The sequence below is a fragment of the Streptococcus sp. A11 genome (assembly GCF_043674225.1).
Classification (GTDB): domain Bacteria; phylum Bacillota; class Bacilli; order Lactobacillales; family Streptococcaceae; genus Streptococcus; species Streptococcus suis_V.
In genome coordinates, this window is record NZ_JBIMJS010000002.1 from 113,022 (window position 1) to 126,348 (window position 13,327).

The window sequence follows — 13,327 nt, forward strand, 5'->3', positions numbered from 1 at the left end:
TCTATGCCCACCCCCAATTAATTTCTATTGTTAATGATGTGATGCCAGCACCTAAGACAACTCCAACTGAGTCATTCCTACCTGCATCTATAGAAAGAAAATCACCAGACCATTTTACAGGCTGACCTCTTTGTGTCTTAAAACTTGGCTGACTAGGATTATTATCCATAATGAGTGTTTCTTGTAATCGCTCCAAGCGGATGACATCTTCCCCAATTGTAAAGCTAGTTTCACTAGTCGAGTTGCCACTTATGGTAATCTTTGGAAAAGCGATGGCTGAACCTTGACATCGCAAAACACCACTGGTTCTAAACACCTGCGAGGTTGTCGTTTTGAACCACTTGGTTGGGTGACAAGAAAAGGTAACCTTAAGCTCATACACCCCCAGCTTATCCTTTTGAACTGGAGTATGGTGAACCTTGTAACACCAAAAGCGTATGGTCTTGAAACTAGCGTTCTCAAGCCAAAATTCTTCTTTCAAAAATAGCTTCAAAAAGGAAAACAACTGTTCTTCACTAGGTTTAACAAGATAGAGTGTATAGCTCAGTTCCATGACACTTCTGCGAGGATTGGTTTGAAGAACCGCACCTGACAGACCTTGGTGTTCTATCAATTGCGTCTTACTTTCACTAACTGTGATAGAAGGGCTATCTTCCACGATTACCTTAAAAGGAAAACTAGCCGTGGACACCCCACCAATGGTTAATGCATTATGTCTAATCATGGTTTCACTCCTCTCAATCCTTGCTGACGTTCTAATTCATACACTAATTTCTCTCCAACCATCTCCGCAAGTCGATGAAGGTCAGTCTCTTCCCTTACCGTGTTTCCAGTAATGGTAATGTGAATGGTTGGTAGATTGCTTGTCATGGTCTTTGCGATTCCTCGACCAATTGCCCCCAATGTTTGTTCATTCAAAGGCAAGACTGCTTCTTTTCCAGCCTCACCCCCTACCATTAGGCTATTGCCGTTTACACCAAATGCGGTTGGTTTGGTTAAAATTCCTCCTTTGGCATACCAATCAATGGAGATTCTTGGGATTCCACCCTTCAACCAATCGAGTGGATTGGCAGACCCAGACACCCTAAAGTGAGGGAGGGGGATATGCGGCCAGCGAATTTGGAAGTTAAAGAGATTTTTGATGGCATTGATAGCGTTACTCACGGCATCTTTTGCCCCATTGATGGCATTGGAAATGGTATTCTTGACACCATTCCAAACGGATGACACCGTGCTTGAAATGCCATTCAAGACACTAGAGACCGTGTTTCGGATACTGTTCCAAATATTGGAGACTGTTGAGCCGATGTTAGATAAAATACTGGATATGGTCGATTGGATTGCTGTCCAGACGGAAAAAACAACTGAACTAATGGCGGACAGTAAGTTTGCAATGGTATTTTTGATACCTGTCCAAGCAGTTATGATGTACTGGGCGATGAAGTTTAAAGCTAATGAAATCAGGGACTTTATTCCCTCCCAAGCCGTAGCTAGGACTTGTTTAATGGTTTCCCACGCTCCAGTCCAATCACCAGTGATAACCTGCATGACTGCCTTAATGATACCAAGCACCACATTGATGGCAGTCTCAACCACAATCTTTATCATCTCCCATGCGGTTGTGATAATGAGTTTGATATTTTCCCAACTAGCTTGAATCAATGGTCCAAGAATTGTCATTACAGTAGTGATGACAGATGAAATGGCATTCCATACTGTGTTTGCAGCATCAAGAATCAGTTGTTGGTTTTCACTCCACCATGTGGTTAGGGTTCCCCAGATGGACATAACAAAACTAGAAATCTGCTGGATGATCATAGTCAGAAAGGCATAGATACTATGCCAGATTTCCATCACTGTCGTTCGAAAGCCTTCGTGGTTCATCCAGAGTTCTTTTAACCCAACAATCAGTAAGGTAATGGCGGCTACAATACCAACAATAATCCCCACAATCGGCAAAAATGCCGTTATCATTCCAACAACGGTTGTCCCCATAGCGGCTGCCGCAACCTGTAAGCCCAAGAAAACAGGAAGTAACATCCCTACCACAGCTAAAATACCTGTGAAGATAATGACGACTTCCTTGATGGGACTGGATAAGTTGGTAAACCAAGTCGCTAGTTGACTAACAATGTCTGCCAAACTTTGAAAGACTGGAATAAGCATCTCCAGAATCGGTTGACCGATTGCTGCTAGAGCATTAGTTCCAGACTGTCTTAAGTTGCCCAGAACGTTTTCCAGTCCGTCTGATTCCCTTGCAGCTTGTCCCAAGGCTCCAGAGAGTTCATTGCCGTCCTCTACCATTTGAAGGAGGGTTAACTGCTTCTGAGCTTCTGATAGTTCATTGAAGGACTTTCCATAGAGCTTGTTCGCCGCTGCATTACGAGTGGTTTCTGTTGCAGAAATACCTAGAGCTGCGTCATTTTCATAGTTTCCTTTGAGGAAGGACTGCAGGTTTTCGGTGACTTCTTCGATGGATTTGTCGTAAAATGCTGCCCCATCAGCCGCTGCTCTGGTGGCACGAGTGGTCAGATCCAAAGCCTGAGCCGTATCCATCCCAGAGGTTTTGGCAAAGGAAGCCATCTGAGTGAAGGAGCCTTGAAGACGCTCTGGAACAATGTCCATCTCTTCCCCAATCTTATTGAGAGCATCCTTAGCAGCATTCTCCATATCTCCAAAGACGGTAGAGAATTGGGCATTGCTGGCTTGAAGTTGCGCTGCCGCAGACATGGACTCTGTTCCGACTTCGAAGATTTTCTGAGAGATGTCTGCTAGCTTCTCACTGGTCGCTTGAAGTGCCTCAGCCCGAATGGTGTCAGACATGGCTTTCATGCCATCTTGAGCACCATCAGCAGAGGATTTGGTCTCATCCATCTCGTTGTTCAGGTTATTGAGAGCGGTCTTTGCTTGGTTCAACTCAGCTTCCATCTTATTGGCTTCAATGGAATTCTCACCATATTCACTCTGTGTCAAGGCTAGTTGCTTTTCGAGATTGGAAATTTGTTTAGAAACAATTTCTGACTGAGCTCCAATCTTTTGTTGGGCTATGGCATTGCGTTCTGCTTCGGAACTATTGGATGACAAAGCACTTTCTTGTAACTCAAATTGAGACGTGACCTTGTTCATCTCACTTGCTAACTGCCCCTGCTCCACTTGGAGTTTATCTAATTGTTGAGCCGCTGAACTACTGGCTAGACCGTGATTCTCAAGTGTTGATGACACATCAGCTAACTTAGTTTCATAGGACGTCAGCAGTCTTTGAGTAGTTTCCACCTCACGTTGAAAGGCACGGTACTGGTCTGCCCCAATATCCCCAGCCTTAAACTGAGCCTCAACCTGATCCTGTGCTTGCCTTAATGTTGCTAGCTTTTCTCGAGTTGTTTCAACTTGTTTAGCTAATACTTCCTGCTTTTGAGTAAGGAGGGTGACATTGCCTGTATCAAACTTGAGAGCCTTATCAATCTGTCTTAATTCTTTGGTAGCTTCAGATGCTTGTTTGTTTACACCCTTAAGTGCATCTTGTAAGGGTTGGGTATCGCCACCAATTTCAATCGTAATTCCCTTTATGTTTCCAGCCATAATCCCTCCTTTCTACCATCAGAAATTATCAAAATCAGCTTGAGTTGCTCGGCGTGTCTGAGAAGTTTCTCGAGTACGCATCTCCACATAGTCCGTTTGGTAGTCAAGTGCCATCCCAATAGAGATATGTTTTAAATCGTCAATGGTCAGACCAGTCTCCTTACAACAGGAGAAATAACTCTCTACTGTGAAGATTTCTTCACTCGCTGTTTCTGTTTCATCTGCTTTTTTCTGGTTGACATCCCTTGGTTCAACATATTCATCAAGACAGGGGCTACTTCCTGCACTGGAAATTCCTCCAATTCCATGAAGAAATCCACAAAAGGTTTCACACGAGGATTGGCAGATTTGGCAAAAACCCAAAAAAGACGATGGAAAAAAGTCATATCAAAGTCAGATAAAATAGACACATCAACCTGACTTGCCTTGAGTTCTTCCCCTTCATCCAGCTGGTCTAGCTTATCCAAGATAGCTTGACTATTGACCATAGAAAAGAGATCTTGGAAATAGTCCTTGCCAAACTGCTCTTTATAGGCGATTGGAGTGTAGGCATTGGTTGCTAACTCGTAGGTTGTGCCTGCTATGGTAATACTTTCTCTCATGGACATCTCCCTTACTTACGAGGTTCAAAAACTGCCTTGAACCAATTTTCACGAATCTCATCGCTCGTTTCCTCTGTTGTTCGTCGACGTACAACCTTATCAAGTGGGCGAGGGCTGGCAGTAAAGGTCAACTCTACCTCATTGATATCTGAACCAGACTTGGTTTTTGAACCAACAGTCGGACGAGATGCGTAACAATAATACAAAACGTGTAATGTTTCTTTCTTATCCCCTTCAAAACGGAACATCAACGCAAAATTTTTCTTCTCGCTGTTTGCGATTTCTGAGATGGTATTTGTCGTCGCATCCAACTGTTCTCCAAGGACTCGAGTCAAAAATTCCTGCGTTAGAAGAGCAACTTTTAGCGTTCCTTCATAACCATCGTTTGACTCCGTTGTATAAAAATTGATATTGTCTGCCTTATAAGAACCCTTGTCTCCTGTTGGTTCAAGGGTTAATTCTGCCGCACCACGAAGACGTTCTACATTGCCGTATGTCAACGTACCATCAGAACCTTCGCTTGTAACTTCTGCCCAATGGACATCTTGTAGTCCAAAGGTGACCTTATTCTTTTCAGCCATACTATCCTCCATGTAATGTGATGTAATAGGTTATTTGGTAGAGTTTATCAGATGAGATATAGGTCTCTATTTTTTCAAAATATATAAGGTGGCTGTCAAATAATGACTCCACCTTTTGTTCAGTTGTTAAATCTTTCTTAGTGGTATAGAGTTCCACTTGCAGGTTATTCTGCTTATGATAGGTCCAATTGTCTGCACCATGATTATCTGAATCAGTCACCAAATATACTAGATACGGTGGTCTTGGATGACTCCCTTCTTCAAAATGATGGTAGGCGACTGGGAGCTGTAATTCTTTGAGAATGGCGTACAATTCGCTCAATAACATGTCATATCACACTCGCTTTCTCAGCTTTTCTTCTAAGGATTGTATCGCTTGTTTCTCAACGGGAGCGATATGCTTTATCCCCTCAACTCGCCCACCAGAGCTTTTGGCATGACCATTTTCTAATAGATGTGTCAGGCCTGGCGTTCGATTATGAATGGTTTTAGTTAGACCTGTACTGATATCAACCGTTGCTTTACTCTTCCACCCTTTGGCATAGGAACCACTCTTTCTAGGTGACGTTGCTTTCAAGGTTTCAATAGATTCCTGAGTGACTTCCTCCACAACTTCACGCATCACCTCTGTGGTATCCTGCACATACTCAGCCAGCTCATTTGCGATGGCAGTTTCTAGTGCATCCAGTCCAATTTTAGTCATTACTCTCCTCCTTAATGGCAACGATGTAAATCAGTTGCCTTGGCACTGTATCTCCATCAATCGACTCAATCTCATAGGTTTGACCACGAAATTGAATGTGAGTCGTTAAGGAATGAAGTCCAAGAATTGCCTTATCATACCTGAGGGTGAACTGGACTTTCTCTTGTTCCAGTTTCGTCACACTCCCATCCCTTTCGGTCAAGGTGAGAGGACGACAAGAGCACCACCGTTCAAATAAAGGTATCCATGTCGAAGTTTCATTACCAATCTCATCTTGAACAATCTGTCGACCATGAAACGACAATCGTTCCCTCAAAGGTGCAATCTTCATCAAAACACATCCTTTCGTTCAGCCAACAGCAAATGATAGAGAGTCTCTTTCAACTCCTTATGATTGGCAGCTTCTCTGTGTTCATAAAGATAGGCAACCCCATAAAGGATTGCCGTCTTTAGAACGTCTGAATAAATTGATTGTCGCAAAATATCTTCGCAGAGTTGTTGACTGGTTTCAAGCAACTGCTCAATCAGTCCATCCTCATCATCGTGTTCCACTTTGAGATACTGTTTTGCTTCTGCTAAACTAACCATGACTACTTAGCCTTTACTGTTAGTGTCTTCACGGCTTCAGGTAAGACTAACTTGCCATCAACACGTTGTGAAGCAAGAAAACCAATCTGTCCATTATTGGCATAGAGTTCGTTCAGACGTTTGAAGGTGCGTCCCTGACGGTCCGCAATCCAATAATATGAGAAATCACCAAATGCAATGGCCTTGTTTCCTGCTTCAGGAAGTGGGGCAAAGGTTGATGTATAGTATGGACGATTTAGAATCAAATCTGGTTGTCCAACTTGAGTGGATGGCTGCCAAATGTAATTACCGTTGTTGTCCTTGAGTTTACGGATAGCTTTGACAGTCGTATCATGTAAAATCCAAACTGCGTTCTTACGATATGGTGCTGGTAAAGAATGATACAGTTCAATCATGTCATCAAAGGTAATATCCTTTGTAGCAGTCGTTGGACCTGTAACTTCTGCCTGAGTAAAGATACCTGTCGGTTTCTTAGAACCATCGCCAATCAAGAATGCCTTTTCTTCTTCCGTTCCAATACGACGAGCAAATTCAGCTGTCATATAGGACTCAAGGTCAAAGACTGAATCGTTAAGTAACTCTTCTGAAATACGAATAGCAGTCCCAATCTTATGAGAGTCTAGAGTCACCTGACCAAAGGTTTCTTCTGTTTCAGGATAGAGACCATTTTCATCCATCCATGAGGCCGAACCATGTCCAGTCACAACAGGAATCTTTCGCTCACCACTAGATGTTTTGATAACAGTCGCAAGGCTGCGGAAGAAATTCTCTTCTTGTAATCCTTGAACTAGTTTCTTCTCATACTCATCAGGAACCAGATGACCACCTTCGGTATCTTCCCCAACTCGAAGGACATCTTTGACATCAAAGAAGTGACGTTTACGAACACTTGTCCAAAATGTCTTGGCATAGCTATCTGAAGCCACACCCTTCTTTTCCTCTTCAGTAGTCTTGTCATTCAGAACTGTAGTGGGCTGCCCAATTAGAGCCTGTGAGGCTGGTTGAGAAAGTTCAAGGTCAATCTTTTCTTGTCGCTCCAACCGGGCAATCTCTTGATTGTAGAGGTTGATTTTTGCTTCCATGTCATCATAGCGTTTAGAATCCTCCTCTGATACCAGTCCATCTTCTGAGCGAACAGAATCAAGGAAGGTTTTTGCTTGTTGCCAAGCTAGGTTACGTTTTTCTTTCAATTCAAGTAATTTAGACATCAGTTCATTTTCCTTTCGTTATTTAAGCAAATTCAATCGTTTTTCCAACTGATTGATCGGGATTGTTTTCTTTGGTTGTTGGACTCCAAGTTTCGCCTGCATTTTGACAAGTAAATCTTGTTGGGCAGCAGTTCGACTGAAAGAATAACTCTCAGTCTCCATTCTATGTTCCTCTTGTTTGTCAAAGAGAATCTTGTCTGCAAAGCCCAGTTCAACAGCCTTTTTGGCATTGAACCAAGACTCTGAGTCCATGAGGTGTGATAGCTTGGTTCTTGAAAGTCCTGTTCTTAGTTCATAGGCATTGATGATGGATTCCTTAATTTCTCCCAACATTTCAATGACTTTCTGCATATCTTTGGCTTCACCTTGTGCCACTGTCCAAGGATTGTGTATCATCATCATGGCTACTGGACTCATAGAAACCGTTGTACCTGCCATTGCAATGACACTAGCAGCACTTGCGGCCAATCCATCAATCACTACATGGACATCACCTTTGTAATCCATCAACATGTTATAGATTTGAGCAGCCGCAAAAACATCACCCCCTGGACTATTAATCCAGAGGGTGATGTCTCCGCTTCCTGCATGTAAATCATTTTTAAATACTTGTGGCGTGACTTCATCGCCAAACCACGTCTCTTCAGCAATCTGTCCTTCAATACGAAGTGTTCGACCACTATCATCTTCTGTAAAATTCCAAAACTTATGCATCCATATCCTCCTCATATTGAGTTTCTTGTTCTAACGTTGCTTGTTTCATAAAGCCACCCGCATCCTTCAGTTTCGTCATATTGCCGTTTATCAAGTAGAGATTGCCTCCTTCCTCATCTGAAAGGAGATTCAAGTCCTCAAGTTCACGAATATCATTCGTCGATAGCCAGCCATTTTGTCTCCCAATCGCATAGCCGTTCATACGACTCTGATAATCGCCACGAAGAAGACCATCTACATTGAACTTCACAAAGTAGGTTTTCTTTTCTTCAGGTAAAAAAAGAGACCTCTTGAAAGCCTGTTCGAGACGAACTACCCAAGGGTCTAAGGTGTATTTAACAAATTCTAGAGATTGTTGCTCAATGTTTGAAAATGAGGATTTCTCCAAGTCACCAACCATATGAGGTGGAATGCGATAGAGCCTTGCAATTTCATTGATTTGAAATTTTCTTGTCTGAAGAAACTGAGCTTCTTCAGGTGGTATGCCTACTTGAGTGTATTTCATCCCTTCCTCAAGTACTGCCACCTTATGTGCATTGGTTACCCCATTATAGACTGCATTCCATGAATCTCTCACACGTTTTGGATCTTTGAGAATACCTGGGTGTTCCAAAACGCCACCTGGATTTGCACCATTTTTAAAGAATGATGCTCCATAGTTTTCCGTAGCCAATGTCATACCGATAGCATTTTTGGCAAGGGCAATTGGAGAATAACCGATCAAGCCATCAAAACCCAGACCAGGAACGTGGAGAACATCTTCTGCTCTCAAGATAGCATCACCCTTTTCCTTAAAGTTAGGATTTTCTTCTGACTGACGCTTGTATTTGTAATAGAGCTTTCCGCTTTCGTCCCGTTGAACAGACATCTTATCTGGTAAGAGTGGGTAAAGACTGATTACCTGTCCACTCCTATCTCGGATAATCTGGACATAGGCATTGCCCCATATCAGAAGATGGGTCATCAAGGTTTCTCTAAAGACAAAGGATGACATCTCAGGGTTAGGTTCATCATGTAAGAGAAAATAAAGGGGATGTTCCACCTTCTTCTCCTTTCCAGTTGCCGTTCTCTCATATACATGAATGGGTAATGAAGCAACTGCTTCAGCTAAGATACGGACACAAGCATACACAGCTGTCGTCTGCATAGCTTTAAACTCATCCACATTCTCCCCACTGGTCGTTCGTCCAAACAGATATGAGAAGTCCTGACCTTCATAACTATTTCGTGGTTTATCTCTAGCACGCTTACGTCCCAGTAAATCTAGTAATCCCATACTTCCTCCTTTTGAGTACGAAAAAAGCACCTCAATTGAAGTGCTTTTCGTTTATTCTTAGATGTTTTTCATTTCTCCTTCTTCAAGAAGATACCATGTTTTGTCGCTTTCTTGAAAAAGATAAATGTAATCTGCCAAGGTATCCTCTGCCAATTGGCTGATGTCACCGATGAAACGATGTTGCTGGGCATTCCCCTGTAAGGCATCGTGTTCGATCTTATCAAGACTATCTTCAAGCTGAATGATGTCACCTTTCTGAAGTAATGCACGAATTTCTTTGCTTGATTTAAAGTGTTTCTTTAGAAGTTCCCCAGTGTATTCTGGATATCCTTCATACGCTACCTCGATTGTTTGTGCTGTATGGTTTTTAGTCAATATTCCAATCCGTGCTTTTGTTGCCATTATTTTGTTCCCCTCTTCTTTTTGTAGTCACATATTACCGTAGAAGCAAGGACTTATCAAGTCATTTGGGCGATATTATCAACTATTTTTTGAACACTTTGAATAGAAAAAGCACCTCCGCTTGGAGATGCCAATATTAGTTCACATCATTATCTTCTGCGATATCTCTCAATAATACATCAATGTTAGAAGTACCATGTAATACTCGAAGTACAGTTACAACCTCTCCAACAAAACGATAAAATATAACATAGTTTTTAACAATAAGTTTTCGAATCACAATACCCTCACTCTCAAACCCTTCAAGAATAGGACAACGTTCTGGAAACGTTGATAAGGATTTGATGGATTGTTCAAAGAGATGGATATTTTTATCTGCTGTTAAAGGTGATTGTAGCTCTATCGCAATAAAGCGATAAATGGCAGTCAAATCGTCACTGGCTTGTTTTGTCAATCTCACGGGATATTCAATCATTAATTTACCCCTTTAATACCTTTGAAAAAATCTTCCGCCAAAATCGTTTCTTCATGATCCGCTGAGTGATAGCTCTGCACCAACATGTCTTTCAATTCACCAGCAGACAGTGGTGAGACATCCACAGAAGAAGGTGCTTGTGGTAAGGCAATATCAAACGGAATGCTTCGTGTCATAGAAACCTGCTTTAATAGTAGGGTAATCAATGTAGACATAGGCATTCCAAGCTCTTTCAAGACACTTTCTGCATTTAATTTATCATCCGAATCAACACGTACATTTAAAGTGGCTGTTTTTCCCATACTACTTCTCCTTTGAATTTTGTACTGCAATTGTAACGTATTTTGCTTTATTTTGTCAACTAAAAACTCAATATACCACGTTCATCATAAACACTTCCTTCATCGGTTTGATGGCGAATACAACGGTCCAGTCCCATAATGAGTGCTACAATACCGTCAATCTTCTCGACTGACTTTTCCTTATCAGGCTTGATATTGCCAGCAGGGTCTTGTCTCATGACTACGTTTTGTCCCATCCATTTCAGAACTGGATGCCCACCATGTTGAATCTTGCCTTCCATCATAAGTTTATAGAGTTCCTTTGATGGTGGACTCATATCCTTGTACCCCTGACCGAAAGGCACCATGGTCAAGCCCATTCCTTCTAGATTCTGAACCATCTGCGTCGCATTCCAACGGTCATAGGCTATTTCCTTGATATGATAGATTTCCGATAAGTCTTCAATAAACTTTTCGATAAAACCATAGTGAACGACATTCCCCTCTGTAGTTTTGATGTATCCCTGACGCTCCCAAACATCATACAGAACATGGTCACGTCGACACCTCAGTTCCAATGAATCTTCAGGTAGCCAAAAAAATGGCAGAACGATATAGTTTTCCTCTTCAAATCTAGGAGGGAACACCAAGACAAAAGCTGTTATATCTGACGTACTAGAAAGATCTAAACCTGCATAACAGCTACGACCCTTGAGACTTTCATATTGGATGGGATCATTTCCCTTCGCATAAACATGTTCTGGAATCCAAGCAACACTTGAGCTTGTCCACATATTTAGACGGAGCTGCTTAAAAACATTCTCTTCTGCAGGATTGTCAAGTGCCTGTTGGTAGGCTTCTCTAACTCGGTCAATCCCAATAGTATGCCCTAGTGAAGGGTTTGCTTTGAGCCAATTGGCTTCATCATTCCAATCATCCTCATCAGATAAACCATAAACCACTGGATAGAATGATGTGTCCTTCTTTCTACCATTCAGAATATCCAATGCTTTGGTATGTAACTCATAACAGATAGAGTTTCTATCCGTTCCAGCTGTTGTGATAATAAAAAAGAGGGGTTGTTCCCTTGCATCTCCTGACCCCTTGGTTAATACATCATACAAATGACGATTAGGCTGAGCGTGGATTTCATCAAAGACCAAGCCAGATACGTTTAGTCCATGCTTTGTCCCAGTCTCTGCAGAAAGAACTTGGTAAAAACCAGCGTTAGAATAATTTACAATACGCTTGGTTGCTCCCATTATCTTAGAACGCTTTTCCAAGGGGCGACTCATCTGCACCATTTGCTTGGCTACATCAAACACGATTGACGCTTGATTTCGGTCACAAGCCGCACCATAAACTTCTGCACTGGCTTCATTATCCGCATAAAGTAGATAAAGAGCGATAGCTGCCGCTAGCTCAGACTTACCATTCTTCTTTGGAATTTCTATGTAAGCTGTTAGGAATTGGCGATTGCCATCTTCCTTGACAATTCCAAATAGGTCACGGACAATCTGTTCCTGCCACGGCAACAAATCAAATCGCTTTCCAGCCCACTTGCCTTTGGTGTGGGAGAGGTTATTGATAAATGTTACTGCCCTATCAGCCTTTGCCTTATCATAGTGTGAGGTTGGAAGCATGAATGGACTTGGTTCATAATGATATCTCATAAAATTCCTCCTAACAAATCTTCCATTTCATCACCGCTACCAACTTCCGCATCCATCGTTGCTAGACGGTTACGGGCTGAAGGTGTCAAACCAAATTGTTCACAGAATTTAAGCATGATTTTGAGGTTAGTCTGGCTGATAGAGACTTGAGGGACTTGTTGGAGATAGCCATTCGGAGTTTTGATGATGGAGCCATGCTTGGAAAGGAACTCTTCCGCCTCTTTCCAGCGAGCGTATGCTTGACAGTAACCTGCAAAAGCAGTCATGTCCATTTCGGTTAAAATTCCCATCTGTTCGAGAATTTTTCCCATCCGTTTCCACTCCTTCTTTGCATCATCTTCAAGCCACTGTGGGCAACGTGGGGCTTTTTGTTTGGGTTTGACTTCATTCGTAGGGAGTGGTCGCTTACCAGGATTTCCCTCAAGTATTTTCATATTCGTAGGCTTTGGTTTTCGCCCCCTGATTGCCACAATCTCACCTCCTTTAGAGTAAGAAAAAAGAACTCAATTCGAGTTCATTCTTAAAGTTCATTAAAGTTATCAAGAACAGCCTGACAAACTGTTCTATCAATGTCGTCCATGTTATCTATTTCATTCCCATATCTATATTGGTAGATATATTCACCATCACGTTTTATTGTCAGTATTCTAATCCATGCACCGTCTATATTCCTTGGGTCTGTTGTGTCTTCACGGAGAAACTCACAAACGTAATGTCTGTCTCCAACCGTTCGAGTCATAATTTCCCACATCTCACATTACCTTTTCTACGATATCAATTCCATACAAAACATTTAGGCAACTGCCGTTTTCCCACTTGACTAAGAGTGAACCAATGTCATCCACTCCAATCACAGTTCCAAGTGTGCCTTTAGGAACTGGATGTGGGTCATCCATTCTAACTAATCTAACCTTAGTCCCAACCGGATAGGTTGTCTTTAAGTTATTGAACATTTTTGCGTCCATGTTATTCTCCAATCTTTTCAAATGCCCACTTAACTGCATGTCCAAAGTCTTCGAATGTTCCTGCTTCTTGGAAAATGCGGTCAAATCTGCGGTCAAAGTTTTCAAACTCTTCAAGACTATCAGCCGTTTCGTAAATCTCAACTTCTGTTCCTTTATATCCATTCGATGCAACGATGACCCAATCTTTGTAAGGAATGATACTTGCGGTTGCTGGGTAGATTTCGTAAAGTTTTTCAAGTGTTGTTGTCATGGATTTGTTCTCCTCTTCCTTTGTTGTGTA

18 protein-coding genes are annotated in these 13,327 nt (G+C 42.0%); all 18 read right to left on the bottom strand.

Annotated elements, in window-relative coordinates; genetic code table 11:
- Position 1: 1 nt before the first annotated feature.
- A complete protein-coding gene (locus ACHBIF_RS01910; RefSeq protein ID WP_394718290.1) occupies positions 2-724 on the bottom strand; it encodes a phage tail protein in 723 nt (240 codons plus the stop codon).
- Positions 721-3,579 carry a phage tail tape measure protein gene (locus tag ACHBIF_RS01915; protein ID WP_394718292.1) on the bottom strand — a complete coding sequence of 953 codons (2,859 nt, stop codon included), beginning with the start codon at positions 3,577-3,579 and terminating at the stop codon, positions 721-723. Before ACHBIF_RS01915 ends, ACHBIF_RS01910 begins: the two co-directional genes overlap by 4 nt.
- Before the next feature lie 182 nt (positions 3,580-3,761).
- Positions 3,762-4,181 (bottom strand): hypothetical protein, encoded by a 420-nt coding sequence (locus ACHBIF_RS01920; RefSeq protein WP_394718294.1) that lies wholly within the window; start codon positions 4,179-4,181, stop codon positions 3,762-3,764.
- Between the two features lie 11 nt (positions 4,182-4,192).
- Positions 4,193-4,762, bottom strand: a complete 570-nt coding sequence (locus ACHBIF_RS01925) for a major tail protein (RefSeq protein WP_018374763.1) — start codon at positions 4,760-4,762, stop codon at positions 4,193-4,195.
- Position 4,763: 1 nt separating this feature from the next.
- On the bottom strand, positions 4,764-5,090 hold the full coding sequence (locus tag ACHBIF_RS01930) for a hypothetical protein (RefSeq protein WP_394718296.1): 327 nt from the start codon (positions 5,088-5,090) through the stop codon (positions 4,764-4,766).
- 6 nt (positions 5,091-5,096) lie between these two features.
- Positions 5,097-5,465, bottom strand: coding sequence for an HK97 gp10 family phage protein (locus ACHBIF_RS01935; protein ID WP_394718298.1), 369 nt, complete (start codon positions 5,463-5,465; stop codon positions 5,097-5,099).
- Positions 5,458-5,796, bottom strand: a complete 339-nt coding sequence (locus ACHBIF_RS01940; RefSeq protein ID WP_394718413.1) for a head-tail adaptor protein — start codon at positions 5,794-5,796, stop codon at positions 5,458-5,460. Before ACHBIF_RS01940 ends, ACHBIF_RS01935 begins: the two co-directional genes overlap by 8 nt.
- Positions 5,796-6,053 carry a head-tail connector protein gene (locus tag ACHBIF_RS01945; protein WP_394718300.1) on the bottom strand — a complete coding sequence of 86 codons (258 nt, stop codon included), beginning with the start codon at positions 6,051-6,053 and terminating at the stop codon, positions 5,796-5,798. Before ACHBIF_RS01945 ends, ACHBIF_RS01940 begins: the two co-directional genes overlap by 1 nt.
- 2 nt (positions 6,054-6,055) lie before the next feature.
- The gene (locus tag ACHBIF_RS01950; protein ID WP_394718302.1) at positions 6,056-7,261 is read right to left on the bottom strand and encodes a phage major capsid protein; all 1,206 of its coding nucleotides are present in this window, start codon (positions 7,259-7,261) and stop codon (positions 6,056-6,058) included.
- 18 nt (positions 7,262-7,279) lie between these two features.
- Entirely contained in the window at positions 7,280-7,975 is a 696-nt protein-coding gene (locus ACHBIF_RS01955) for a head maturation protease, ClpP-related (RefSeq protein ID WP_024416040.1), read from the bottom strand.
- On the bottom strand, positions 7,968-9,251 hold the full coding sequence (locus ACHBIF_RS01960) for a phage portal protein (RefSeq protein ID WP_099832202.1): 1,284 nt from the start codon (positions 9,249-9,251) through the stop codon (positions 7,968-7,970). The genes ACHBIF_RS01955 and ACHBIF_RS01960 overlap by 8 nt, the downstream gene beginning before the upstream one ends.
- A 57-nt stretch (positions 9,252-9,308) precedes the next feature.
- Positions 9,309-9,653: a hypothetical protein gene (locus ACHBIF_RS01965; RefSeq protein WP_394718304.1), complete on the bottom strand. Its 345-nt coding sequence runs from the start codon at positions 9,651-9,653 to the stop codon at positions 9,309-9,311.
- 136 nt (positions 9,654-9,789) lie between these two features.
- Positions 9,790-10,128 (bottom strand): type II toxin-antitoxin system RelE/ParE family toxin, encoded by a 339-nt coding sequence (locus ACHBIF_RS01970; RefSeq protein WP_394718306.1) that lies wholly within the window; start codon positions 10,126-10,128, stop codon positions 9,790-9,792.
- Entirely contained in the window at positions 10,128-10,430 is a 303-nt protein-coding gene (locus ACHBIF_RS01975; protein WP_105206151.1) for a type II toxin-antitoxin system RelB/DinJ family antitoxin, read from the bottom strand. The genes ACHBIF_RS01970 and ACHBIF_RS01975 overlap by 1 nt, the downstream gene beginning before the upstream one ends.
- 59 nt (positions 10,431-10,489) lie before the next feature.
- Positions 10,490-12,082: a terminase large subunit gene (locus ACHBIF_RS01980; RefSeq protein WP_394718309.1), complete on the bottom strand. Its 1,593-nt coding sequence runs from the start codon at positions 12,080-12,082 to the stop codon at positions 10,490-10,492.
- Positions 12,079-12,552 (bottom strand): phage terminase small subunit P27 family, encoded by a 474-nt coding sequence (locus ACHBIF_RS01985; RefSeq protein ID WP_136074412.1) that lies wholly within the window; start codon positions 12,550-12,552, stop codon positions 12,079-12,081. Before ACHBIF_RS01985 ends, ACHBIF_RS01980 begins: the two co-directional genes overlap by 4 nt.
- A gap of 282 nt (positions 12,553-12,834) precedes the next feature.
- Entirely contained in the window at positions 12,835-13,047 is a 213-nt protein-coding gene (locus ACHBIF_RS01990; RefSeq protein ID WP_015057738.1) for a DUF4314 domain-containing protein, read from the bottom strand.
- A 1-nt stretch (position 13,048) separates the two neighbouring features.
- Complete coding sequence (locus ACHBIF_RS01995; protein ID WP_394718312.1) at positions 13,049-13,297, bottom strand: hypothetical protein; 249 nt, start codon at positions 13,295-13,297, stop codon at positions 13,049-13,051.
- Positions 13,298-13,327: the final 30 nt, after the last annotated feature.

Excerpts from the sequence above, each read along its gene's own strand:
- ACHBIF_RS01910 (WP_394718290.1), bottom strand. The coding sequence starts at position 724 with ATGATTAGACATAATGCATTAACCATTGGTGGGGTGTCCACGGCTAGT.
- ACHBIF_RS01915 (WP_394718292.1), bottom strand. The coding sequence starts at position 3,579 with ATGGCTGGAAACATAAAGGGAATTACGATTGAAATTGGTGGCGATACC.
- ACHBIF_RS01920 (WP_394718294.1), bottom strand. The coding sequence starts at position 4,181 with ATGAGAGAAAGTATTACCATAGCAGGCACAACCTACGAGTTAGCAACC.
- ACHBIF_RS01925 (WP_018374763.1), bottom strand. The coding sequence starts at position 4,762 with ATGGCTGAAAAGAATAAGGTCACCTTTGGACTACAAGATGTCCATTGG.
- ACHBIF_RS01930 (WP_394718296.1), bottom strand. The coding sequence starts at position 5,090 with ATGTTATTGAGCGAATTGTACGCCATTCTCAAAGAATTACAGCTCCCA.
- ACHBIF_RS01935 (WP_394718298.1), bottom strand. The coding sequence starts at position 5,465 with ATGACTAAAATTGGACTGGATGCACTAGAAACTGCCATCGCAAATGAG.
- ACHBIF_RS01940 (WP_394718413.1), bottom strand. The coding sequence starts at position 5,796 with ATGAAGATTGCACCTTTGAGGGAACGATTGTCGTTTCATGGTCGACAG.
- ACHBIF_RS01945 (WP_394718300.1), bottom strand. The coding sequence starts at position 6,053 with ATGGTTAGTTTAGCAGAAGCAAAACAGTATCTCAAAGTGGAACACGAT.
- ACHBIF_RS01950 (WP_394718302.1), bottom strand. The coding sequence starts at position 7,261 with ATGTCTAAATTACTTGAATTGAAAGAAAAACGTAACCTAGCTTGGCAA.
- ACHBIF_RS01955 (WP_024416040.1), bottom strand. The coding sequence starts at position 7,975 with ATGCATAAGTTTTGGAATTTTACAGAAGATGATAGTGGTCGAACACTT.
- ACHBIF_RS01960 (WP_099832202.1), bottom strand. The coding sequence starts at position 9,251 with ATGGGATTACTAGATTTACTGGGACGTAAGCGTGCTAGAGATAAACCA.
- ACHBIF_RS01965 (WP_394718304.1), bottom strand. The coding sequence starts at position 9,653 with ATGGCAACAAAAGCACGGATTGGAATATTGACTAAAAACCATACAGCA.
- ACHBIF_RS01970 (WP_394718306.1), bottom strand. The coding sequence starts at position 10,128 with ATGATTGAATATCCCGTGAGATTGACAAAACAAGCCAGTGACGATTTG.
- ACHBIF_RS01975 (WP_105206151.1), bottom strand. The coding sequence starts at position 10,430 with ATGGGAAAAACAGCCACTTTAAATGTACGTGTTGATTCGGATGATAAA.
- ACHBIF_RS01980 (WP_394718309.1), bottom strand. The coding sequence starts at position 12,082 with ATGAGATATCATTATGAACCAAGTCCATTCATGCTTCCAACCTCACAC.
- ACHBIF_RS01990 (WP_015057738.1), bottom strand. The coding sequence starts at position 13,047 with ATGGACGCAAAAATGTTCAATAACTTAAAGACAACCTATCCGGTTGGG.
- ACHBIF_RS01995 (WP_394718312.1), bottom strand. The coding sequence starts at position 13,297 with ATGACAACAACACTTGAAAAACTTTACGAAATCTACCCAGCAACCGCA.